The organism is Serratia sp. 2880STDY5682894, from assembly GCF_001537385.1.
In the GTDB taxonomy this organism is placed as follows: Bacteria; Pseudomonadota; Gammaproteobacteria; order Enterobacterales; family Enterobacteriaceae; genus Serratia; species Serratia nevei.
Map to the genome: position 1 here is coordinate 917,650 of NZ_FCJA01000001.1, position 20,995 is coordinate 938,644.

Consider the following 20,995-nt stretch of genomic DNA (forward strand, 5'->3'; position numbering starts at 1 on the left):
CCCATGAAAATTTTCTCTCCCTTGGCATTAAGCCTCGCCGTCCTGCTCACCGCCGGCTGCGGCAACGCCCTGAAAAGCGACTACCGGGCGCCGCAGGTCAACTACCCGACGAGCTGGCAGCACGCCGCCGAAAACGCCGCGCCGACGCCGTTCGACTGGCGCGATTTCCACGATCCCGAGCTCGATCGCTGGCTGCGACAGGTGATGGCGAGCAACAACGATCTGGCCGTCGCCGTGTTGCGCGTCTACCGCGCGCGCCTCGAGGCTGAACGCGTTGGCATCAGCACCGCGCCCGACGTCAACGCCTCGTTGAACAGCGGCATCAATCGCCCGCTGTCGGAGTCCTCCTCCTGGAATAAAACCAGCGGCGCGACGCTCTCTACGAGCTATGAAGTCGACCTGTGGGGCAAATTGGCGCGCCAGCGCGACGCCGCCGAGTGGGCCAGCCAGGCTTCCGAGCAGGATCTGCAGACGGCGCGCCTGACGCTGCTGGCCAACGCCGCCACGAATTACTGGCGCATCGGCTTCCTCAATCAGCAGATCGGCGTCAGCCAGGCGAGCATCGCCTACGCCAAACAGACGCTGCGGCTGGCCAACGCCCGCTACCGGGCCGGCAGCATCTCGGCGCTGGACGTGGTGAACGCGGAACAAAACGTGCTAACGCAGGAAAGCCGGCTGCTGACGTTGCAACACGAACGTCAACAGGCGTTGAACGAACAGGCGGTGCTGCTGGGCGTACCTTCAGGCCAGACCACCATCGCGCCCGCACGTCTGCCGACGGCGGCAATGCCGCAGATCAGCACCGGCATTCCCGCCAACGTCTTGAGCCGTCGCCCGGATCTCAGCGCCAAAGAGCTGCGGTTGCGCGCCGCTCTGGCCAACGTCGACGAGAAACGTCTGCAATACTACCCCGCTTTCAGCCTGACCGGCTCGCTGGGCGCCAGCAGCAGCGCGCTGCTGGAGTTTCTGCGCAACCCGACGGGCAGCCTCGGCGCCGGCCTGACGTTGCCGTTCCTGCAATGGCGGCAAATGGGCGTGGATATCAAGATCGCCCGTAACGACTACGAACAGCAGGTGCTGGAATTCAGGCAGGCGCTGTACAAGGCGATGGGCGATGTAAATAACGCCCTGTCGCTGCGCGCGCAGCTGCTGGCGCAAGAGGCGCAGTTGCAGGCCTCGCTGGCGCTGGCGCGCAAATCGGAGCGGCTGAACGAGGTGCGTTACCGGCAGGGCGCCGTCACCATTACCGATTGGCTGAATGCTCAGGAGCAGCGTCGTCAGGCGGAGCTGGCGGTGGACGAAAACCGCTTCGCGCAGTACCAGAACCTGGCGAAAATCTATCTGGAATTCGGCGGTTCATCGGCCCTCTGATCCAAACTGCCTGGCCATCCGGCCAGGTGGTTTTTTAGCGGCAAACACATCAATTTTTCCTGTTTTATCTCCCGCACTCTCTATACTTCAAACATGGCCAATCAGACGAAAAACCGTCAAATCGCACAATTATTAGACCATTATCGCACCAAATTAGTGCAAATACTTAAGTTAAACTGCTGGATTTGATCGCCGCAAGATATAACGTTAAGCTATAGATGCAAAATAATTAGTCACCTAAATGACATAACCTTGGCATAAACGACGATATTTTGTGATCCACATCCCAACTTAAATGTGGATAATGAATCGTCTTGAACCGCGATTCGATTAGCCGATTTGATAACTCGAAAACAACAGTGAACGGAGATTACGCTTTCACGAACAACGAATAATTCATTAAGGGATGATTATATGAAGTTAAGAAAAAAACGACATAAACCGATGCACATCAGCGACATCACCATCATCGATGACAGCAAACTCAAGAAAGCGATCACCGCGGCGGCCCTGGGCAACGCGATGGAGTGGTTCGACTTCGGCGTATACGGCTTTGTCGCCTACGCACTTGGCCAGGTCTTCTTCCCCGGCGCCTCGCCCGGCGTACAAATGATCGCCGCGCTGGCAACCTTCTCCGTGCCCTTCCTGGTACGTCCGCTCGGCGGTCTGTTCTTTGGCGCCATGGGTGACAAGTTCGGTCGCCAAAAGGTGCTCTCGGTCACCATTATCATCATGGCGGTCAGCACCTTCTGTATCGGCCTGATCCCGTCCTATGCGTCGATCGGTATCTGGGCACCGATCCTGCTGCTGCTGGCCAAGCTGGCGCAGGGCTTCTCCGTCGGCGGTGAATATTCCGGTGCGGCAATTTTCGTCGCCGAATACTCGCCGGACCGCAAACGCGGCTTTATGGGCAGCTGGCTGGACTTCGGCTCCATCGCCGGCTTTGTGATGGGCGCAGGCGTGGTGGTGCTGATCTCCAGCATCGTCGGCGAAGCCAACTTCCTCGACTGGGGCTGGCGTATCCCGTTCTTCATCGCCGCGCCGTTGGGCTTGATCGGCCTCTATCTGCGCCATGCGCTGGAAGAAACCCCGGCGTTCCAGCAGCACGTGGACAAGATGGAGAAAGAGGATCGCAACGCCATCGAAAATCCGCCAAAAACCTCGTTCAAAGAGATCGCGGCCAAACACTGGAAAAGTCTGCTGGTGTGCGTCGGCATCGTGATTTCCACCAACGTGACCTATTACATGCTGCTGACCTACATGCCGAGCTACCTGTCGCATAACCTGCACTACTCGGAAGATCACGGCGTTCTGATCATCATCGCCATCATGATCGGCATGCTGTTCGTACAGCCGGTAATCGGCCTGACCAGTGACCGCATCGGCCGTAAGCCGTTCATTATCGGCGGCAGCATCGGCCTGTTGGCGCTGGCGATCCCGTGCTTCATTCTGATCAACAGCAACGTGATTGGCCTGATCTTCGTCGGTCTGCTGGTGCTGGCGGTGCTGCTCAACTCCTTCACCGGGGTGATGGCCTCAATTCTGCCGGCGATGTTCCCGACGCACATCCGCTACAGCGCGCTGGCGATTTCGTTCAACATTTCGGTGCTGATCGCCGGTGCGACGCCGACCGCCGCCGCCTGGCTGGTCGAAGCGACCGGCAACCTGTACATGCCGGCCTACTATCTGATGGTCGTGGCGGTGATCGGTCTTATCACAGGTCTGTACATGAAAGAAACCGCCAACAAACCGCTGCGCGGCGCGACGCCGGCTGCGTCTGACCGTTCAGAGGCGAAAGAGCTGCTGCAGGAGACCTACGACAACATCGAACAGAAAGTCGAGGACATCAACGCGCAGATCGCCGAATTGGAAAAGAAAAAGCAGATCCTGATCGACCAGCATCCCAAGCTGGACTGATCGGCGCTGAAAGACAAAAGCCACCCGATTGGGTGGCTTTTTTGCTTTAAATTCAACCGAAATAATACGCAGCGCATTTTATGACAATCGGGTTTGATGGTAGGCTTTACAGCACACTCTTAATTGATGAAGCACACGATCATGAGCAAAATGGACCTTCCCGTCATCATCGGTATCCTTGTTATGCTCACCCTGTGGCTCGGCGCACTCTTCAACATCGGCGATATCACCTTCACCATTTCACGCCTGTTCCACTGGATTGAAAGCCAACGCGGCTAACCCGCACAGGCGGTGGAAAACATCGGCTATGATTGAAAGACCTTACCGCCATTTTCCGCGATTATCGCTCGCGATAAAGGGGACTGTATCATGACCGATTATGCGTTCTACAATCAGATCCTGACCCGGCTGGCCGCCAATCACCCCGGCACGCTGGATGAAAAAACCTACGAACTGTGGAAGCAAGACGCCACCAGCCCGCATGCGTTCGCCGATCCCTTCGCCTATCTCAAAACCAAGGGCCTGATACAGGCCTATGTGATGAGCGACATCGACGAGAACAACTATGATATCGACCCGCATCAAACGCGGATCACCGCTGCCGGTCTCGAATTCATTCGCAACGGCGGGTTCAAATAAGGGCGACGCGCGCCAATAAAAAACCGCCAGACGGCGGTTTTTTACTCTACAAGCATGCGGACCGGCTCAGGCGGGGAAAGGCCGATAAAATATGCGCAGCACTTCGTTGTCGCCCTGGCGTAAAAAACCGCCTTCAGGCTGCCAGCGCAGATCGCGTGCCAGATTGAGATTTTCCCAGCCGACCGCGCCCCCCACGCCGATGCAAAGATTTTTATTGCCTGCGGCAAATCCCGCACCGGTACCGATCATGGCATGCAGCAAACGGGGCGCCGCCGCGTCACGCAGGGAGAATATGCCGATAAAACATCCCTGCGGCGCGCGCAGCATATCGGCCATCGTGCGGATCTCGGTATCGTCCGGGCTAACGAAATGTTTGTATTGCTTATCGAACACCGTCTGCCACAGCTGCTTGTATTTCGCCTTGCTGAGCGCGCCTGAACGGTGGGCACAAAGCACCACCGCATCCCAGCACATCTCCCCGCTCAACGAAAAATACTCTTCCGTATCGGTTTGCGGCTTATCGGCGTAATGCCGTGCAAATTCAGCCGCATTCAAATGCGGTGGCACGGCCTGTCTGGCAACGTCACTCTTGTAGCGCTTGAAATTCAACCAATGCACGGGAAGCCTCCTCTTCACCCGGTAGATTAACAAACCGGCAGCCGTGGATGAGACGCGCCATCAAATCCAGGGCATCGTCGGCAGCGGCGATTTCGTCGTCATTCAGCCCCTGTTCCACCGACCGCTCAATCGCGTTCATCACCCCTGGAGCGCTGGTTTCATCCCCCTGCGCCACCACGTCCAACACCGCTTTGCCAATCGCCAAACAAAGCTCATGATCAAACTCAACCTCTTTATACGGATACGGTTGCATAATCACTCCGATAAATTTTTACCCCAGAATACTAGACCACAATGGCGTATCGCGCCTGCCGCCGTAGCGCAGCGCTGTATGCAACCGAAGAGAAATGCATCAGGCCCCGGGTTGATAGCCCGAAGCCCGATAAAAGGCAGGTTATTGCGGTGCTTGTTCGCTAGGGCGAATGATAAAACAAGTGGCGGTTGCCGAAGCCAGCAGCTTCCCTTGCGCCGTTTTGAGCGTGCCTTCCGCGAAGGCCACGTTTTTGGCCGCATAGACCAGACGCCCTTCGGCGATCAGGTCAGTTTCCTTCGGCACAGGGCGCAACATTTTAACCTGCAGATCGACGGTGCCATACCCAATCCCCGCGCCCAGCGTACTGTGCACCGCGCAACCGGTCACCGAGTCCAAGACCGTGGCGGCAAAGCCGCCATGAACGCCCCCCAGCGGATTCAGGTGGCGCCCGTCAGCCCGCGCCACGATGCGGATATACCCCTCTTCAACCGCCACCGGTTTCATGGGCACGGTTTCAGCGATCGAAGCCGGTGGGATTTTACCGGCCATCGCAGCCTGTAACAGCGCCAGTCCGGTCATTTTTGTCGGGTCCATGGGTTTCTCCTCGGGTCAGTAAACCTCTCATATAGTAGAGGTCAGACCTGTCCGCTTGCTTTTTCGTGCGGATGCCACCTACGCCCTGACTCCTTTGAGTGTGACCAGCATCACCCTTTAGGGTTAATGACCACAAATTTATTAGTGCCTTTAGATTTAAAACAACTTTCTGCAGCCAACACAGCCGGAAACTGAGCGCAGTTAAGTTCAACATTATTAAGGCGTATTTATCATGGATTTCTTTCTGCAATTAGCGGTGATATTGGCATGCCTGCTGTATGGGGCGCGTAAGGGCGGCATTGCGCTGGGGTTACTGGGTGGGATCGGGTTGATGATCCTGGTGTTCGGCTTTCACCTGCAGCCCGGCAAACCGCCGGTAGACGTGATGCTGGTGATCATCGCGGTGGTGGCGGCCTCCGCCACCCTGCAGGCCTCGGGCGGGTTGGACGTCATGCTGCAGATCGCCGAACGGATGCTGCGACGTAACCCGCGCTATGTCTCGATCATCGCGCCGTTCGTGACCTGCATTCTCACTATCCTGTGCGGCACCGGGCACGTGGTGTACACCATCTTGCCGATCATTTATGACGTGGCGATCAAAAATGACATCCGCCCAGAGCGGCCGATGGCGGCCAGCTCGATCGGCGCGCAGATGGGCATTATCGCCAGCCCGGTTTCGGTGGCGGTGGTCTCACTGGTGGCGATGCTCAGCAGTTACACCTTCAATGGTCGCCATCTGGAATTCCTCGACCTGCTCTCTATCACCATACCTTCTACCCTGTGCGGCATTCTGGCGATCGGCATCTTCAGCTGGTTCCGCGGCAAAGACCTGGACAAAGACCCAGAGTTCCAGAAATTCATCTCGGTGCCGGAAAACCATCGCTACGTCTATGGCGATGCCGCCACCTTACTGGATCGGGTGCTCCCACGCAGCAACTGGATCGCCATGTGGATTTTCCTCGCCACCATCGCACTGGTGGCGGTGCTGGGGGCATTTTCCGATCTGCGGCCCAGCTTCGGCGGCAAGCCGCTCTCCATGGTCCTGGTGATCCAGATGTGCATGCTGATGGCCGGGGCGTTGATCGTCATCATTACCCGCACCAACCCGGCGTCTATCTCTAAAAACGAAGTGTTCCGCTCCGGCATGATCGCCATCGTGGCGGTGTATGGCGTCGCCTGGATGGCGGAAACCATGTTCGGCGCGCACCTGGCGCAGATCGAAGCCACGCTGGGCGTGCTGGTGAAAGAATATCCCTGGGCCTATGCGCTGATCCTGCTGCTGGTGTCGAAATTCGTTAACTCGCAGGCCGCCGCACTGGCGGCACTGGTGCCGGTGGCGCTGGCGATCGGCGTCAACCCGGCCTATATCGTCGCTTCGGCGCCGGCCTGTTACGGTTATTATATTCTGCCGACCTACCCCAGCGATCTGGCGGCGATCCAGTTCGACCGCTCCGGCACCACCCGCATCGGCCGCTTCGTGATCAACCACAGCTTTATTCTGCCCGGCCTGATCGGCGTCAGCGTCTCCTGCGTCTTCGGCTGGATCCTCGCCGCGGCGTTCGGTTTCTTATGAGTTGTATTTCGGAGCCCTGCGGGGCTCCTCCGTGCAGGCAGGCTGACAATCAAAGGGTATGAGCATGATAAGAAAGGAAAAAGTGCAGGTGCAATACGAATTTCAGGCACAAAAAAACCGCCTCTCGGCGGTTACGACATTACTACTTATTGCTTTGATTATTCGGTATTTTCATTCCCTGGTACCCGGGGCGGGACTTGAACCCGCACAGCCATAAGCCGAGGGATTTTAAATCCCTTGTGTCTACCGATTTCACCACCCGGGCTCGGGAAAGTTGGAGGCGCGTTCCGGAGTCGAACCGGACTGGACGGATTTGCAATCCGCTACATAACCGCTTTGTTAACGCGCCTTTATTCTGTTTGCCTTTTCAGGCCAAAGCCGGTGATTCACCCACTTCGTTTTGTTCTTTTGGTTGGCGATGTTGAAATCGCTTATCCTAATCATCTGATTCTTAAGTAATTTATTTCGTTACCGCCGAATCGATGGACTGCATTATGGACTAAACCCCCCACCTTGGCAACCCCCCGAAATAGCAAAAAGTTCTCTAACGCTTTCAACTGCTTATTTTATGGGCGCACTGTTCACAATGCCGACGCAAAGGCAAGCGGAATGTTGATTTTATATGCATCGGCTCAGGAATTCACGGGCAAATCGGTTCTTTTTTCTCGGCAGGAATCGCTTACCCGCGCCCTCTCCGGCTTTTCATTTGCTTATGGTGATGGGGTACCGTGCAAAACATCCTCATGGGAGACATCGCGCAATCTCCGGCGCCACCATAAAAACCCAGCGATCGTGCCCGGCAAAACCGCAATCGTACCAAAAATACGCTGATCGGCATTCAGCAAACCAGGAGCAACGGCGGATAGCACCGCGCATAACAGCAGAAACCACCGCAATCGGCGAATGCCGGGATGAGCGATTCCGACGATAGCCCCCACCAAACATGCCGGCAGAAAACCGAGCGCATAGGAAAAAGCCCCAATGAACACCAGCATTCCCAGCACATCGCCGACGTTAAAGTACCCAGGATCCACATAGCCACTGATACCAAACGTCATCAGCAGCAGCATCAGCATGCCCCCCAACGGCGGGGCGACCAGCCCGAAGAACAATATGCATCCTGCCACTCTCCTGACCAGATGCCGTATAGCGCCAGACTTCATACTCCCTCCCGTTCCCGCTTCCTTAATGATACCGGCAGGATTGCAATAATGAGGCCCTACCCGGCGGGCGCCCCAATCCATAGGCTTAAGTGGGTTTCTTCGAGACCTTTTTCTTCGCCGCAGGCAGCTGAGCATAAGTCAGCGCGATTAATTGGGAAAGCCAGGCGCTATCGCCCCACTTCTCTTCCGGAATCACAAAACAAGGCTTTGCACCCGGATAAGGCGGCGCTTCTGAATATTCGTTCAGAAACGCTTTGCCGCCCGGCGTCGGTTTAACAAACAACCGATCATCGCAGACAAGCGCCACCATTTCCTCAGCGCAATAAATACCATACTCACCGAACATCTTCTTCGCCGAAAGCTTACCCGACGCAGAGATATTGCCGATGATAAACTCTACCGTACTCAGTTTTGAAACCATCGGGCTCCCTTCTTCGTATTCGTATTCGCAGTCCATCCGTATCAGGCTGGGCCTATTTCAGCTCCTCACCATAAACGCTCTTTCATCATGCAGACAGACCACTTCACTTTGCCGATATCCCAGCACTCAGCCGCGGCCAAAGCGCAGCGTGGCTGCGCCTGAACATGTTGATATGCCCGATCGCCTGACCATCAACCTCCGCCGGCTGCAGCAAGTGGACGGCATGTCGCGCGTTAGGCAACAGCCGCAGCCAGTCAGCGATACTGCGCGGCGTTACCAGCACGTCATCGGCGGCGGCAACCACGGCGATCGGTGCCTGGAATGCGGCATAGTAATGACGTTGAATTTCCGTACCAAAGGCATTTTCCACGTAGCCCGGCCGCCGACACCAAGCGGCCCATTGCCGGGCGACGCCGGCGGGTAAATCCTCTCCCCACCCCAGCCACTTTGCCGGCCCATAGCCGAGCAGCCGTACCGAGAGCGGAATATAGCCCCACATCAAGCCGATCGCCATCGCCCTGAACGGCCAACGGATATTGCCGATATAGCCAGAAGAAGCGGAAACCGCCGTCAGGCTGCGCACGGCATGGTGGTTCGGCATCAACCCCGCCAGCTGAGCGCCAGCGCTGTGCCCGATCACATGCGCCTGTTGCGCAGCCGTTTTCGCCAGCAGCCAGTTCAGTGCCGCCGGCATATCACACTCTCCCCAGTCCTGTTTACGGGCTTTGGAGTACCGGACATGCGCTTCCGCCAGTGAAACGCCGACGCCCCGATAATCGAATACCATCACCGGATGCCCCTGCTCGCTCAGCCACTGTGCAAAGGCATAGTAGAACCCTTGTTTAACGCCTGTGGCGGGGCAAATCAGCACCGGCGTATTGCTACCGCCCAATGCAGGAAAATAGCTGCCGCCCAACACATAGCCGTCCGCAGCGGTAAAGCGGATGGCGTCGTGCGCCGTCTTATTTTCTTCCTGCATGGCGATCCTCCCGGCCTAGCCAAAATTCTGCCGCTCATTCTTGCATCGTTCAACGGCGGCATCCAGCAGGCGAGCGCTTGCGGGAGACCGCGATCGCGTATCTGCCTCATCGGAACGGCTTTGGCCACAGAAAGAAAACGAGCGTCCAACGGCGCCTTGTTACTCGTTATGCCACAGGTAGCTATTCTCCACCTCAGGCCGCCAGGTTGCGCAGCTCTCCCCCGTTCCATGATTGGCCGAAGTCCAGGGGTTTTCGATAAACGGCCATGGCCTATTTGTGCGTGACGCCTGCTGAACGAGGACCCTCATCGAAAGCACCCCGGAGTGGCTCCAGCTCAACGGGTTCGGGATCTCCGCACAATAGTTCAGCGTGGGCCCAAATTCCCCCGGCGTTTTCGGCAGCGCGAGATTGACAGACACCGAAGCCCCCATGCTCAAAGCATGCCGGTTTTTTGCATACTCAGGTAAGGCAACCTCTGCGCGCTGCAACGCCTGTTGCACACTGGGCTGGCGCCACACAGGTTTCAGAGGCAGCACCAAAGTGACCCCATCCAGCAACGCACCACGGTGGCTGACAGGGAGATTGAAAGTAAGGCGCGTCGGCTGCTGTTCCGACGGGCCAGGTATAATCTGCGGCCGCACGGTCACCGTATGGTCTATTATGTCATCCGCAAAATGCGGTGAGGGGTAACACGTCACGCCGGTCATGCAGCGCGTAAGCTTTAAGCGCCTGCTCTGCTTCCAATAATGCCCGGTCACTCCCGAGCCCTGAATCATCGCGGCCAGCGCGGCTTGATTATCTGTCGGGCTCGCATACGGATAATGCAGCGCGTAAGTTTCAACGGTGAACGCGACGGTGTCGCCGGCTGTCGATTCCGCTGACCAAGACCACCCTATCGTTACCATGACGATCCACAAAATGCGGTGCATACCTACAGCCACCTCCTTGTTATCAGACTCACGGAAATATCCCTTCCTGCAGTCGCTTGTTCATCATCGCCGGGTGGTGACAATGCCTGATCGGTCGCTTAGATATCCAGACTATTTGTCAGGAGAGAAAAAGTACATCATTAGGAAGAGAAATGCGCGATTCTGTTGCTTCGGTATATCGAATCGACGGCCAGAAACATAGCCGCTGATTAAAGAGGGGTGAGGTACAGAAAGCGAGAGGGAGTAAAAAACGAAAAAGGGGCCGAGGCCCCTTTCGCTTACCTGCTGAATCACCGGGATTCAACAGGTTAATGTTTGGAGCGGGAAACGAGGCTCGAACTCGCGACCTCAACCTTGGCAAGGTTGCGCTCTACCAACTGAGCTATTCCCGCATTACCAGAACTGACTGATTTCTTTGCTATCTTTCGGCAATTCATCGTTGTCGTCTGATGCGATGCATTCTACTTACCTGACGTGATGAGTCAATAAAATTGTTGGCTCATCACGATCGTTTGCCGATTTTTGCAGCGCATCGATCACGGTTCCAGCAGATCGTTGCGCGCGGCATTCAAATATTGGAACATCGACCAGAAAGTCAGCACCGCCGCGATATACAGCAAACCGATCGCCACATACTCTACGGAGCGGTCCGGCCGCCACAGCAAGCCCACCAGCGACATCATCTGCGCCATGGTTTTCACTTTGCCGATCCAGGACACCGCCACGCTGCTGCGTTTGCCAATTTCCGCCATCCACTCTCGCAGCGACGAAATGATGATTTCACGGGCGATCATAGTGGCCGCCGGCAGCGTGATCCACCAACTGTGGTAGTGCTCCGCCACCAGCACCAGCGCCACCGCCACCATCACTTTGTCCGCAACCGGATCCAAAAACGCCCCGAAGCGCGTCGTTTGTTTCCAGCGGCGTGCCAGGAAGCCGTCAAACCAGTCGGTGACGGCGGCAAACACAAAGATAACGGCGCAAACCATCGGAGCCCAGCTGAACGGCAGATAAAACGCCAGCACAAAGAATGGGATCAGAACTACGCGAAACAGGGTAAGCCAAGTCGGTATATTCAATTGCATAATGCTACGGTAACTATCTGGCTAGAGTGGAAATTAAGAGTATGTTGCTACATTGCCCTCAGTGTTTCAATGCATTGTAGATCTTTTCTGCCAATGCTTGTGAAATACCCGGCACTTTTGCAATTTCCTCCACGCTGGCGTTCAACAAAGGTTGCAGTCCGCCCATATACTTCAACAGCACCTGGCGCCGTTTCGGCCCTACGCCTTCAATCAGCTCCAGTGCGCTGGTATTTCTGACTTTCGCCCTTCTCTGCCGGTGGCCGGTAATCGCATGATTGTGCGAATCATCGCGGATGTGTTGGATCACATGCAGCGCCGGCGAATCCGGCGGCAGCGAAATCCCCTCGCCTTCCGGCACGAAGAACAGCGTTTCTAACCCGGCCTTGCGATCGGCGCCTTTGGCGATGCCAATCAGCAGCGGCTTGTTCTTGTCCCAGGTAACGTTCAGCGATTTGAACACGTCGATCGCCATGCCGAGCTGCCCTTTGCCGCCGTCGATGAAGATGACATCCGGGATCTTTTTCTCTTCCAGCGCCTTGCCGTAACGGCGCTTCAGCACCTGCGTCATCGCCGCGTAGTCATCGCCGGGGGTGATGCCGCTGATATTGTAGCGCCGATACTCCGCGCGCACCGGGCCGTTACCGTCGAACACCACGCACGAAGCCACGGTTTGTTCGCCCATGGTGTGGCTGATATCGAAGCACTCCATACGGTTGATTTCCGTCAGGTTCAGCACCTTGGCCAGCTCCGCCAGCCGCTGATGGATCGTCGACTGTTGCGAAAGCTTGGTGGTCAACGCCGTTGCCGCGTTGGTACGCGCCAGCTTCAGATAACGGGCGCGGTCACCGCGCGGTTTGCTTTGAATTTGGATCTTGCGCCCCGCCAGCTCGGAGAGCGACTCCGCAAGCAGGTCTTTTTCCGGCAGGCTGAAATCCAACAGGATCTCGCCGGGCAACGTACGCGCCTGGCTGCCTTGCAGGTAGAACTGGCCGACAAAGGTCTGCACCACTTCGCTCATATCCGTGCCGCCCGGCACTTTAGGGAAATAGCTGCGGCTCCCCAGCACCTTGCCCTGACGGATGAACAACACATGCAGGCACGCCATACCGGCGTCGAACGCCACGCCGATCACGTCCAGATCGTCGCTGTCGCCCGACACGAACTGCCGTTCGGTAACGCGGCGCACGGCCTGAATTTGATCGCGAATGCGCGCCGCCTCTTCGAAATTGAGCAGTTTGCTGGCTGCTTCCATGCGCGCAATCAGCTGATGCAACACCTGCTGATCTTTGCCCGAAAGGAACAGCCGCACGTAGTCCACCTGCTGCCGGTACTCTTCTTCACTCACCAGGCCGGCGACACAAGGGCCCAGGCAGCGGCAGATCTGATACTGCAGGCACGGGCGCGAGCGATTACGATACACGCTGTTTTCGCACTGGCGGATCGGGAACAGCTTCTGCAGCAGCGCCAGCGTTTCACGCACGGCGTAAGAGTTGGGAAAAGGCCCGAAATATTCGCCCTTGGCGTGTTTGGCGCCGCGGTGCACCGCCAAACGGGGATGGGTATCCGCGCTGAGAAAAATCAGCGGATAAGATTTATCGTCGCGCAAAAGAACATTATATCGCGGTTGGTACAATTTAATGTAGTTATGTTCCAACAACAGCGCTTCCGTTTCGGTGTGGGTAACCGTTACGTCTATTTGCGCGATATTTTTAACCAGCGTCTCGGTTTTACGGCTGCTGACCTGCTGCCGAAAATAGCTGGCGAGACGTTTTTTCAGGTCTTTGGCTTTACCGACGTAGATCACCGTGCCCGTGGCGTCGTACATACGGTAGACGCCGGGCTGGCTGGTGACGGTACTCAGGAAGGCTTTGGCATCAAAACGGTCATTCACTGCTTAACAACGTCTCCGCATTGAACAATCCATGTCGGATGGCCAGGTGAGTCAGTTCGACGTCGCCGCTGATATTCAGTTTGCTGAACATGCGGTAACGGTAACTGTTCACCGTTTTCGGGCTGAGACTCAACTGCTCCGAGATCTCATTCACTTTTTTGCCTTTGGTGATCATCAGCATGATCTGCAACTCGCGTTCAGACAGGCAGCTGAACGGCGTTTCGGCCTGGGGCTCCAGCTGACTCAGGGCCATCTGCTGGGCGATATCAGACGCGATATAGCGCTGCCCCGCATGCACGGAGCGCAAAGCGTTAATCACTTCCTGCGGCGCGGCGCCCTTGCTCAGGTAACCGGCGGCCCCCGCCTGCATCACCTTCGCGGGCAGCGGGTTTTCAGTATGGATAGTCAACATAATGACTTTGACGTCGGGTGCATAACGCACAATCTTGCGCGTGGCTTCCAGCCCGCCAATGCCCGGCATATTCATGTCCATCAGCACGATATCGACAGCGTTGCCACGGCACCATTTTACGGCGTCTTCACCGCATTGGGCCTCACCGACAACTTTTATACCTTTGATATCTTCAAGAATGCGTCGTATCCCTGCGCGCACCAGTTCGTGGTCATCAACAAGAAGAACGCTAATCAAGGAAAAATCTCCAAAAAAAGGGAGTAACGCAATCAGCCTCTGTTTTCGCCAGAGATATTACTTGTTTTTCAGACAAGAATGAACACAGATTAATACATACTTCCGAATAACTTTGCGGAGCAGAGCTGATTTTTCAATTTTAGCCATCTATGCCGCCAATAAATCGTCACGTCGGAAAAGATCGGGCGACGAAAATAATTTCGTTGCGCCGCGTCAGACACAGGATAGCGCGATAATCATGCAGCGAGGGGGAAATCTGTGTAAGCAATCACGACATGAATAATATTAGCACGGCGGTTGGCCGTTTGTAATCATTTGATATTTAAAGACGTAGCAAAAACCACCGCCATCGCCGGCCGAACACCCGGCGTGCAGAACTATTATTCCCGGCGAACATCGGCAAAATCGGTGCCAGCCGCCTCAAATAATTATAATAACCCCAATGGTTCAACAATAACGTGCCGGACAAATACTTGTTAACCGCCCCGAAATAACTTACCGATAATGGATGATTCAGGCTGGCGGTGAACGGGCGCTGCCCACCGGCGTGAGCGGAGCAAGCCCGGTGCAGATGATGGACGCATGCTATGCTATACTCCGCGCCCAGTTAAATTCGCCGCCGCGCATGGGGCAACGTTTAGCCCGCGCGCGGTGCGCCAAAGCAGCTTGTATCAGGCTACGGCCTCAAAAAATCAGGAGAGAAAATGAGCAACGTTGATTTCACTACGTCTGCAAACCCGGAGATCTTGGCGACCGAGGTTGCCTGCCTCAAAGCCACGCTGACGCTGATCCTGAAGTCGATCGGCCAGGCCGACGCCGGGAAAGTTATCATCAACATGGAACGTTTTATCGCCCAGATTGAAGATCCCACCCAGGCGGAAATCTTCAAGAACAGCATTCAGCAAATCAAGCACGCTTACCGTCAGTAAGCGTTGCGTCTCAGACCCGCGCTTCATGCGGGTCTGCTTTTCCCGCGTTACGCCACACCCCATTGATCTTGCACGTGCTTTCGGGCAGTGTGTTGGCTTTCCCCCACACCCGAGACCATTATGGGCATCCTTGTCAAAGCGCTGATCGGCGCACTGGTCGTGGTTCTGATCGGCCTGCTGGCCAAAACGCGCAACTATTATATCGCCGGTTTAGTTCCGCTTTTCCCCACTTTCGCCCTGATTGCGCACTACATTGTCGGCAACGAGCGTTCCATTGCGGCGCTGAAAACGACGCTGATTTTCGGCATGTGGGCAGTGCTGCCCTATCTAGTGTATTTGATTTCTCTGTATTTCCTGATTAACAGCCTGCGGCTGTCGTTGGCCCTGGGGGCGGCTGTGCTGTGCTGGATTGCGGCGGCGTGGCTATTAATTACGCTATGGGGATGGTGGCAAGGACGTTAACGCCCTTGCCCAGGCGGGGTTACGGTCGCCCCGCCTGCAAAACGAAACCGCGCTGCCGGTCACCGGCGATGCGCAGATAGCGGCTTTCACCGGCGCGCAGCGTCATCGGTATACTGCCTCCGGTATCACGCCAAATGCACAGGTGATTCTCGATCATATCTTGCCCGATACTGACCGAGATATTGCCTGGCGGCACGCGAAACTCTGCTTTTTCTTTCGCCTCCAGCGAAGCGGCAAACTCCCCATTCACATAGACGCCGGTGCGGCAGCTGCCTGCCAGCATTCCGCTGTCGCGAACCACCACCACCGTGGCGTAAGGCGTATCCGGGATATTCTGATAGAGCATCAGACGGCTCGGGGGCGGTAACTGAGCCTGTTGCGGCGGTATGGCTTGAGTCGCACATCCCGTTAACAGCGCAGAGGCAAATAACAACGCGGCGTAATGCTTCATCCTTGGCTCCTGAAGAAAATAATGCTTATCGTAACAAGAGAATAGCTGCCTCCAGTAGCATTCATGTCGCAGAGGCGAAAAAATCGGACAACTTCCCACGCCCCCACCACCCCGCAGGAATAAGAAGATTCTGCATTAAAGCTATTGAAATAAAGGAGATTCTTGCAAATTTAAAACTTGACCATGCCACGTTGGATATCTGCCGCAAACGCACCACTGACGTAACTGAAACCATCCGGCGTGACGTAAACCCGGGTATGGCCGGTCTCTGATAACACCGCCACCATATATCCCAGGCTGATCATTTCATGTGAAGGCACATTCATCGGGGTTAGAAATCCACGCCCGCGGCACCACTGATAAAAGCGAGTTCGCCCATATCCCAACACGGTGCCAACATCAGAGAGGTGCTTAAACGTATCATAATCCTCTGATGATGAAGGTAAACCGTCATGACTTTCAGGCGTTTTCTTTATCCCAGACAAAATAAACTCCTTTTTTGACTCTGTCGCTAACGGTTATCCTTCATCTGAGCTGAATTTAAAAAATCCAAATTTAAAATGCAAATGAATTCCCTGTAACTAAAAAGCCTTTCATGGATGAAATCTGAAAATAAAACCACAATAAAAAAACAGAAATAAAAAAATAAGGTATTAATACCGGGAATTAAATCTTAGGTATGGGTAAATATCCTAAATAAAAATGACATTAAAATAGAATAAGAAAATACTTAGCATGCATATTGTTTCCCTTCTCAAAATGCTGCAATGGCGATCGGTATATTGCGGCAAAAAAGAGAATGGATAAAACCAGCTCACGTCGCCCTCTCGTCGTGAGATCGCGATCCCTGCTGGCCTCCCTCAATTCGCCACATCCTCTCTCGACGCGGCGCTACCTCAATCACACCTAAACAATAACCATTATCATTTCCAATTGTTCCGTCAGTTTATTACACTTTCTCACCTCGCCAGTTAGGAACATTCCTAGGCGGCGAGCCCCAGGATAGAGAAAGAATTAGGGACACCATGAAGAATTGCCGTTGTTTGATTGTTTTGCCGTTATTGATGTTGACCGCCTGCACACAATGGGAAAGGCCCGGCGCGGTTGAGAGTACCCGGAATGCCGAATATGCCGAATGCCGTAGCCGCGGCTATGATCGCTTCCCCCCGGACGTGGTGCGGGACGTGGAGTTCAGCTACGAAAACAAATACATTCCTTGCGAGAAGAACAAGAAAGACTGCCCATCGGGATACCGCTATGACAAGGAACCGTCGATTAAAACAGTGCAGACCGATCGCAATCAGTCCGCCCGAGACGCCACCATCGAAGCCTGTATGTACGGCAAAGGCTGGCGTGAGAAAACCTACTATTGGCCGCAATGGTGATGCAGCAACGTAGGATTGGACTGAAACGTCACCGCAGCGATGCGCCATCAATTGGCATCGTCGCTGCAATGCCCTCCCAGAGCAACCAGCGTTTCCGCTCTGACCGGCGTTAAAGGCACATGCGGTGGCGGTAAAGGCCAGCCCAAAAGCTGCCTCGCCGCCGTCGCACAGACTTTGCCCTGGCAAGCCCCCATGCCACAACGGCTGCTCAGCTTGGCCGTGTTCCAATCTGGCTGATGGCTCACCTGTTCCAGCGTGACGTCTTCGCAGCGACACAGTATCGTTTGCGGTTTGGCCAACGAATTCAAGCGCTCATCAAGTGCAAAGGTGCTTGCCACCGCCGTGGCGAAACGTCGCCACTGCCGCCGCTGCGCCGCCAGGCGCTCTGCCTTTTCCCGCTGCCCAGTGGCAGCATAACCGGCGATAGCGCCTTCAGTGAGTGCCAATTCACTGCCGCCGATGCCGGTACACTCCCCGGCAGCAAAAATATGCGCCAGGCTGGTTTGCTGCCAATGATCCACCGCTACGGCGTCGTGTTCTATCCGACACCCCAGCAGCATCGCCAACTCAATATTCGCCACCAGGCCAAAACCGCAGGCCAACCTGTCGCAGGCGATCGTTCTCTCCCGCCCGCCGTTATTGACGTGCACCGAGGTTAAACGTTCCTGCCCCAACGCCGCCAGTACCCGGCTGCCGGCAAGGTAACGACGCGGCATCAGGGAAAACGCCTGACGCAGTTTGGCCGGCCAGCGCCACAGCCCGCCGGCGAACGCCGCCAACCGCCAAAGCGGCGCCTGTTCCGCCACCAGCACTACCTCGCCGCCGGCCTGTTTCACGCTGTTCGCCACCGCCAGCAACAGCGGACCACTGCCGGCGATCGCCACTCGCTCACCACGGATCGCCAGTCCCTGCTTGATTTGCGCCTGTAGACCACCGGCGCCGGTCACCCCCGGCAGCGTCCAGCCGGGAAACGGCAATAACAGTTCACGCGCGCCATTGCATAAAATCAGCTTTTGATAGCGAATCACGCCGCAGCCTTCGGCATCTTCATAGGCCAATCGGTTAGCGCCACACTGCGCCACCAGCTTGCAGCCGGACTGCAGCGCAATATTTTCCATCGTCGCCACCGCCTGCCGATAGCGGTTCGCCGTTTCAGGCAAAGCCACCTGCGGCCCATCGCGCCAGATTTGCCCGCCGGGATGCGGATTATCATCAATCATTCGCACCTGGCCACCACTTTCCGCTGCGGCCAGCGCCGCCGCCATGCCGGCCGGCCCGGCACCGACGATCAGCACCTCACAGTCGAAGTTACTCATCATCGCTCCTCTCAATGCGCATACCGGCTTGGCACAGCGTCTGGCACGCCAGACGACGCAGACCATTAATGGTCACCCGGCACTCCTGGCAAACGCCCATGCCGCAAAAGGGGGCGCGAGGTTGGTGAGAAATAGACAACCGACAACGATCGTCGCCACACAGGCTGAGTGCCGCAGCAACGCTAATGCCAACCGGCACCCGGCAGGGATCGCCATCGATGCTCAACGTAAGCGTGTTTTGTCCTTCATTCATACCGGCAGCTCCTCGGCAGCAAACGCCCGCGCCGCCAAATACGGGGTATCGTCAATCTCCGGCGTTTGCCGGCCGATCTGAGCAGTAATCAGCGCGGCGCTGCCGAGGGCAGTCGTGACGCCCAATCCCTCGTGCCCCAACGCCAGCCACAGCCAGGAATGCCGCGGATGCACGCCCAGCAGCGGCAACCCGTCGACAGAGGCGGCGCGCAGCCCGGTCCAGCAGCGAATGATGTTCATCTGCGCCAGCGCGGGCAAGAAATGCTGCGCACGCGTGAGCATCGCCGCCAGCACTGGCATGTCCAACGCCGAATCGACGGCATCGAACTGGCGGGAAGAACCGATCAGCCATTGCCCGGTGGGCCGTGCCTGCACATTGAATGCCACCGATGTGCCGCCGCTGGCATGCGCGCTGGCACCGTATCCCAACTCCACCAACTGATGCCGCACCCGCGGCGGATAGCGATCGGTGATCGCCAGATGGCCCTTCTTGGCGTGCAGCAAAGTCTGCGGCAATAGGCTATTGGCCCTAAGGCCGCAGGCCAGGACCACCGTCGGCGCAGCCAGGCGCCTGCCGTCCGCCAGCCGCACAGCCCCCTCTTCCAGCGCTGCTGCTTCGCCATGCACCACGTCGATCGCCGCGCCACCGTCGGCCAACAGCCAGCGAGCCACGAGCGGCGCATACAGAATGCCGTCGCCCGGCACCCGCAGCCCACCGGCCAGGCCGTGCCGCAGCATCGGCTCCATGGCGGCGATCTGCTCCGCCGTCAGCAATTCAGCGGCTACGCCCTGCTCCGCTAGCCGCGCCCGCTTTTGCTCGGCGATGGCCATTTCATCCGCTTTATCCGCCAGCCATAGCGTTCCGCAGCCGCGCCAGGCACACGCTTGCGGCATGCGCCCCGTCACTTCACGCCATAACCGCAGCGAATAAGCGCTCAACGCCAGCTCGGCCGGGTTGTCGTCCATGCACACCAGATGCCCCATGCCGGCGGCCGTAGCGCCGGCGCGGCGATCGTCCACCACCGAGACGCGATACCCTTCCCGCGCCAGCCACCAGGCGCAGGCGGCACCGATGATGCCGGCGCCGATCACGATGACATCGGCTTTCCGCCCGACGCCCATCAGCGTATTCCCCAGACAAAGGGATCGCGTTCGTCGAGCAGCAGTTGGCTATCGGCGCACACATAGGCTTGCCCGCGAATAAAGGGGGTAATGCGATCGCCATTCCGGCGATAGTAGGCCTGAAATTCGCTGCCGATCACGCTGGCCTGCCGCCACTGCGTGTCCGGCGGCAGCTTGCCGTCCGCCGCCAGACACGCCAGTTTGGCACTGGTGCCGGTGCCGCACGGGGAGCGATCGTAGGCTTTTCCGGGGCACAGCACGAAGCTGCGGCTGTCGGCCTGCGGATCGTCACCGAACAGTTCGATATGGTCTATCGCTCCGCCGTCTTCACCGCAGATACCCGCCTGCTCCAACGTCTGCCGCACCGCCCAGGTGAACGCGGTCAACGCCTCCAGATTTTGTTTATCGATGGGCAACGGCGACTCGCCGATCAGGAAGAACCAGTTGCCGCCCCAGGCGATGTCACCCGTCACCGGCCCGTAACCCGCCACCTCAAGCCGCACCTGGCGGCGGTAACGATAAGCCGCCACGTTCTCCACCGTGACGCTGCCGTCCTCGTGCAGCGTGGCGTTTACCGGGCCGACCGGGGTCTCTATCAGGTGACGCCCGGCGTGGATGCGCCCCAGGTGCGCCAGCGAAGCGATCAGCCCGATGGTGCCGTGCCCGCACATGCCCAGGTAGCCGCTGTTGTTAAAGAAGATCACGCCGGCGGTGGCCTGTGGCGAACAGGGGCGGCACAGCAACGCCCCCACCAACACGTCGTTACCGCGCGGCTCGAGCATCACCGCACAGCGCCAATCGTCATAATGTTGCGCGAAACGCGCCCGCCGTTCCGCCATGCTGCCCTCGCCAAGATCGGGAAAGCCTTCCACGATCAGGCGGGTCGGCTCTCCGCCGGTATGAGAATCGATCGCCCGCAAAGCGGTGATATGCGCAGAAAGTGCCATCGGCGTCTCCTGGGTTAATGAGATGTTACCAATGGCGTTAGCCTGAAC

At 57.0% G+C, this 20,995-nt stretch carries 24 protein-coding genes and 3 tRNA genes; 8 read left to right on the forward strand and 19 right to left on the reverse strand.

What is annotated here, in order from left to right; all coding sequences use genetic code 11:
- Positions 1–3: 3 nt before the first annotated feature.
- The 4 genes from AWX27_RS04380 (at position 4) to AWX27_RS04390 (ending at position 3,927) form a co-directional block, all read left to right on the forward strand.
- Positions 4–1,371: a macrolide efflux RND transporter outer membrane subunit EtsC gene (locus tag AWX27_RS04380; RefSeq protein WP_060419577.1), complete on the forward strand. Its 1,368-nt coding sequence runs from the start codon at positions 4–6 to the stop codon at positions 1,369–1,371.
- Between the two features lie 414 nt (positions 1,372–1,785).
- The gene (proP, locus tag AWX27_RS04385) at positions 1,786–3,288 is read left to right on the forward strand and encodes a glycine betaine/L-proline transporter ProP (RefSeq protein ID WP_060419579.1); all 1,503 of its coding nucleotides are present in this window, start codon (positions 1,786–1,788) and stop codon (positions 3,286–3,288) included.
- A gap of 141 nt (positions 3,289–3,429) precedes the next feature.
- On the forward strand, positions 3,430–3,567 hold the full coding sequence (locus AWX27_RS25265) for a hypothetical protein (RefSeq protein ID WP_162215441.1): 138 nt from the start codon (positions 3,430–3,432) through the stop codon (positions 3,565–3,567).
- 90 nt (positions 3,568–3,657) lie between these two features.
- Positions 3,658–3,927, forward strand: a complete 270-nt coding sequence (locus AWX27_RS04390) for a hypothetical protein (protein ID WP_033646469.1) — start codon at positions 3,658–3,660, stop codon at positions 3,925–3,927.
- A gap of 66 nt (positions 3,928–3,993) precedes the next feature.
- On the opposite strand, the gene AWX27_RS04395 is transcribed toward AWX27_RS04390, so the two are convergent.
- From AWX27_RS04395 to AWX27_RS04405, 3 genes are all read right to left on the reverse strand, one after another.
- Positions 3,994–4,545, reverse strand: a complete 552-nt coding sequence (locus AWX27_RS04395; protein ID WP_060419581.1) for a hypothetical protein — start codon at positions 4,543–4,545, stop codon at positions 3,994–3,996.
- Positions 4,511–4,798 carry a hypothetical protein gene (locus AWX27_RS04400; RefSeq protein ID WP_060419583.1) on the reverse strand — a complete coding sequence of 96 codons (288 nt, stop codon included), beginning with the start codon at positions 4,796–4,798 and terminating at the stop codon, positions 4,511–4,513. Before AWX27_RS04400 ends, AWX27_RS04395 begins: the two co-directional genes overlap by 35 nt.
- 141 nt (positions 4,799–4,939) lie before the next feature.
- Positions 4,940–5,392 (reverse strand): PaaI family thioesterase, encoded by a 453-nt coding sequence (locus AWX27_RS04405; RefSeq protein WP_060419585.1) that lies wholly within the window; start codon positions 5,390–5,392, stop codon positions 4,940–4,942.
- A 232-nt stretch (positions 5,393–5,624) separates the two neighbouring features.
- Between AWX27_RS04405 and AWX27_RS04410 the strand changes: the two genes are divergently transcribed.
- Positions 5,625–6,965: an anaerobic C4-dicarboxylate transporter gene (locus AWX27_RS04410; RefSeq protein ID WP_060419586.1), complete on the forward strand. Its 1,341-nt coding sequence runs from the start codon at positions 5,625–5,627 to the stop codon at positions 6,963–6,965.
- Between the two features lie 179 nt (positions 6,966–7,144).
- On the opposite strand, the gene AWX27_RS04415 is transcribed toward AWX27_RS04410, so the two are convergent.
- The 10 genes from AWX27_RS04415 to uvrY form a co-directional block, all read right to left on the reverse strand.
- A tRNA-Leu gene (locus AWX27_RS04415) sits at positions 7,145–7,230 on the reverse strand.
- 10 nt (positions 7,231–7,240) lie between these two features.
- Positions 7,241–7,314, reverse strand: a tRNA-Cys gene (locus AWX27_RS04420).
- A 361-nt stretch (positions 7,315–7,675) separates the two neighbouring features.
- Positions 7,676–8,128, reverse strand: a complete 453-nt coding sequence (locus tag AWX27_RS04425) for a hypothetical protein (RefSeq protein ID WP_060419588.1) — start codon at positions 8,126–8,128, stop codon at positions 7,676–7,678.
- 85 nt (positions 8,129–8,213) lie between these two features.
- Positions 8,214–8,549, reverse strand: coding sequence for a TfoX/Sxy family protein (locus AWX27_RS04430; RefSeq protein ID WP_060419780.1), 336 nt, complete (start codon positions 8,547–8,549; stop codon positions 8,214–8,216).
- A gap of 103 nt (positions 8,550–8,652) precedes the next feature.
- Entirely contained in the window at positions 8,653–9,528 is an 876-nt protein-coding gene (locus AWX27_RS04435) for an alpha/beta hydrolase family protein (protein ID WP_060419590.1), read from the reverse strand.
- A 159-nt stretch (positions 9,529–9,687) separates the two neighbouring features.
- On the reverse strand, positions 9,688–10,458 hold the full coding sequence (locus AWX27_RS04440; RefSeq protein WP_060419592.1) for a hypothetical protein: 771 nt from the start codon (positions 10,456–10,458) through the stop codon (positions 9,688–9,690).
- A gap of 316 nt (positions 10,459–10,774) precedes the next feature.
- Positions 10,775–10,850: transfer RNA gene (locus AWX27_RS04445), tRNA-Gly, on the reverse strand.
- 144 nt (positions 10,851–10,994) lie between these two features.
- Positions 10,995–11,543, reverse strand: coding sequence for a CDP-diacylglycerol--glycerol-3-phosphate 3-phosphatidyltransferase (gene pgsA, locus AWX27_RS04450; RefSeq protein ID WP_033642639.1), 549 nt, complete (start codon positions 11,541–11,543; stop codon positions 10,995–10,997).
- 58 nt (positions 11,544–11,601) lie between these two features.
- Entirely contained in the window at positions 11,602–13,434 is a 1,833-nt protein-coding gene (gene uvrC, locus AWX27_RS04455; protein WP_072265403.1) for an excinuclease ABC subunit UvrC, read from the reverse strand.
- Positions 13,427–14,083, reverse strand: coding sequence for a UvrY/SirA/GacA family response regulator transcription factor (gene uvrY / locus AWX27_RS04460; RefSeq protein ID WP_004927947.1), 657 nt, complete (start codon positions 14,081–14,083; stop codon positions 13,427–13,429). Before uvrY ends, uvrC begins: the two co-directional genes overlap by 8 nt.
- A 704-nt stretch (positions 14,084–14,787) precedes the next feature.
- Here uvrY and AWX27_RS04465 point away from each other — a divergent pair.
- Both AWX27_RS04465 and AWX27_RS04470 read left to right on the forward strand, forming a co-directional pair.
- A complete protein-coding gene (locus AWX27_RS04465) occupies positions 14,788–15,012 on the forward strand; it encodes a DUF2594 family protein (RefSeq protein WP_004927950.1) in 225 nt (74 codons plus the stop codon).
- Positions 15,013–15,132: 120 nt separating this feature from the next.
- Complete coding sequence (locus AWX27_RS04470) at positions 15,133–15,474, forward strand: GlpM family protein (protein ID WP_038875376.1); 342 nt, start codon at positions 15,133–15,135, stop codon at positions 15,472–15,474.
- 19 nt (positions 15,475–15,493) lie between these two features.
- Here AWX27_RS04470 and AWX27_RS04475 read toward each other — a convergent pair whose 3' ends face one another.
- The gene (locus AWX27_RS04475) at positions 15,494–15,925 is read right to left on the reverse strand and encodes a hypothetical protein (RefSeq protein ID WP_038875373.1); all 432 of its coding nucleotides are present in this window, start codon (positions 15,923–15,925) and stop codon (positions 15,494–15,496) included.
- A 170-nt stretch (positions 15,926–16,095) separates the two neighbouring features.
- Positions 16,096–16,410: a hypothetical protein gene (locus tag AWX27_RS24980; protein WP_060419594.1), complete on the reverse strand. Its 315-nt coding sequence runs from the start codon at positions 16,408–16,410 to the stop codon at positions 16,096–16,098.
- Positions 16,411–16,950: 540 nt separating this feature from the next.
- Between AWX27_RS24980 and AWX27_RS04485 the strand changes: the two genes are divergently transcribed.
- Positions 16,951–17,310: a hypothetical protein gene (locus AWX27_RS04485; RefSeq protein WP_004927961.1), complete on the forward strand. Its 360-nt coding sequence runs from the start codon at positions 16,951–16,953 to the stop codon at positions 17,308–17,310.
- Positions 17,311–17,357: 47 nt separating this feature from the next.
- Here AWX27_RS04485 and AWX27_RS04490 read toward each other — a convergent pair whose 3' ends face one another.
- The 4 genes from AWX27_RS04490 to AWX27_RS04500 are packed head-to-tail and all read right to left on the reverse strand — an operon-like array spanning position 17,358 to position 20,947.
- On the reverse strand, positions 17,358–18,626 hold the full coding sequence (locus AWX27_RS04490) for an NAD(P)/FAD-dependent oxidoreductase (RefSeq protein ID WP_060419596.1): 1,269 nt from the start codon (positions 18,624–18,626) through the stop codon (positions 17,358–17,360).
- Positions 18,619–18,879 (reverse strand): (2Fe-2S)-binding protein, encoded by a 261-nt coding sequence (locus AWX27_RS24370; RefSeq protein ID WP_072265404.1) that lies wholly within the window; start codon positions 18,877–18,879, stop codon positions 18,619–18,621. The genes AWX27_RS04490 and AWX27_RS24370 overlap by 8 nt, the downstream gene beginning before the upstream one ends.
- Entirely contained in the window at positions 18,876–20,000 is a 1,125-nt protein-coding gene (locus tag AWX27_RS04495; RefSeq protein ID WP_060419599.1) for an NAD(P)/FAD-dependent oxidoreductase, read from the reverse strand. The genes AWX27_RS24370 and AWX27_RS04495 overlap by 4 nt, the downstream gene beginning before the upstream one ends.
- The gene (locus AWX27_RS04500; protein ID WP_060419601.1) at positions 20,000–20,947 is read right to left on the reverse strand and encodes a 4-hydroxyproline epimerase; all 948 of its coding nucleotides are present in this window, start codon (positions 20,945–20,947) and stop codon (positions 20,000–20,002) included. Before AWX27_RS04500 ends, AWX27_RS04495 begins: the two co-directional genes overlap by 1 nt.
- Between the last annotated feature and the right edge of the window lie 48 nt (positions 20,948–20,995).

Excerpts from the sequence above, each read along its gene's own strand:
- AWX27_RS04380 (WP_060419577.1), top strand. The coding sequence starts at position 4 with ATGAAAATTTTCTCTCCCTTGGCATTAAGCCTCGCCGTCCTGCTCACC.
- proP (WP_060419579.1), top strand. The coding sequence starts at position 1,786 with ATGAAGTTAAGAAAAAAACGACATAAACCGATGCACATCAGCGACATC.
- AWX27_RS25265 (WP_162215441.1), top strand. The coding sequence starts at position 3,430 with ATGAGCAAAATGGACCTTCCCGTCATCATCGGTATCCTTGTTATGCTC.
- AWX27_RS04390 (WP_033646469.1), top strand. The coding sequence starts at position 3,658 with ATGACCGATTATGCGTTCTACAATCAGATCCTGACCCGGCTGGCCGCC.
- AWX27_RS04400 (WP_060419583.1), bottom strand. The coding sequence starts at position 4,798 with ATGCAACCGTATCCGTATAAAGAGGTTGAGTTTGATCATGAGCTTTGT.
- AWX27_RS04405 (WP_060419585.1), bottom strand. The coding sequence starts at position 5,392 with ATGGACCCGACAAAAATGACCGGACTGGCGCTGTTACAGGCTGCGATG.
- AWX27_RS04410 (WP_060419586.1), top strand. The coding sequence starts at position 5,625 with ATGGATTTCTTTCTGCAATTAGCGGTGATATTGGCATGCCTGCTGTAT.
- AWX27_RS04425 (WP_060419588.1), bottom strand. The coding sequence starts at position 8,128 with ATGAAGTCTGGCGCTATACGGCATCTGGTCAGGAGAGTGGCAGGATGC.
- AWX27_RS04430 (WP_060419780.1), bottom strand. The coding sequence starts at position 8,549 with ATGGTTTCAAAACTGAGTACGGTAGAGTTTATCATCGGCAATATCTCT.
- AWX27_RS04435 (WP_060419590.1), bottom strand. The coding sequence starts at position 9,528 with ATGCAGGAAGAAAATAAGACGGCGCACGACGCCATCCGCTTTACCGCT.
- AWX27_RS04440 (WP_060419592.1), bottom strand. The coding sequence starts at position 10,458 with ATGCACCGCATTTTGTGGATCGTCATGGTAACGATAGGGTGGTCTTGG.
- pgsA (WP_033642639.1), bottom strand. The coding sequence starts at position 11,543 with ATGCAATTGAATATACCGACTTGGCTTACCCTGTTTCGCGTAGTTCTG.
- AWX27_RS04465 (WP_004927950.1), top strand. The coding sequence starts at position 14,788 with ATGAGCAACGTTGATTTCACTACGTCTGCAAACCCGGAGATCTTGGCG.
- AWX27_RS04470 (WP_038875376.1), top strand. The coding sequence starts at position 15,133 with ATGGGCATCCTTGTCAAAGCGCTGATCGGCGCACTGGTCGTGGTTCTG.
- AWX27_RS04475 (WP_038875373.1), bottom strand. The coding sequence starts at position 15,925 with ATGAAGCATTACGCCGCGTTGTTATTTGCCTCTGCGCTGTTAACGGGA.
- AWX27_RS04485 (WP_004927961.1), top strand. The coding sequence starts at position 16,951 with ATGAAGAATTGCCGTTGTTTGATTGTTTTGCCGTTATTGATGTTGACC.
- AWX27_RS04490 (WP_060419596.1), bottom strand. The coding sequence starts at position 18,626 with ATGAGTAACTTCGACTGTGAGGTGCTGATCGTCGGTGCCGGGCCGGCC.
- AWX27_RS24370 (WP_072265404.1), bottom strand. The coding sequence starts at position 18,879 with ATGAATGAAGGACAAAACACGCTTACGTTGAGCATCGATGGCGATCCC.
- AWX27_RS04495 (WP_060419599.1), bottom strand. The coding sequence starts at position 20,000 with ATGGGCGTCGGGCGGAAAGCCGATGTCATCGTGATCGGCGCCGGCATC.
- AWX27_RS04500 (WP_060419601.1), bottom strand. The coding sequence starts at position 20,947 with ATGGCACTTTCTGCGCATATCACCGCTTTGCGGGCGATCGATTCTCAT.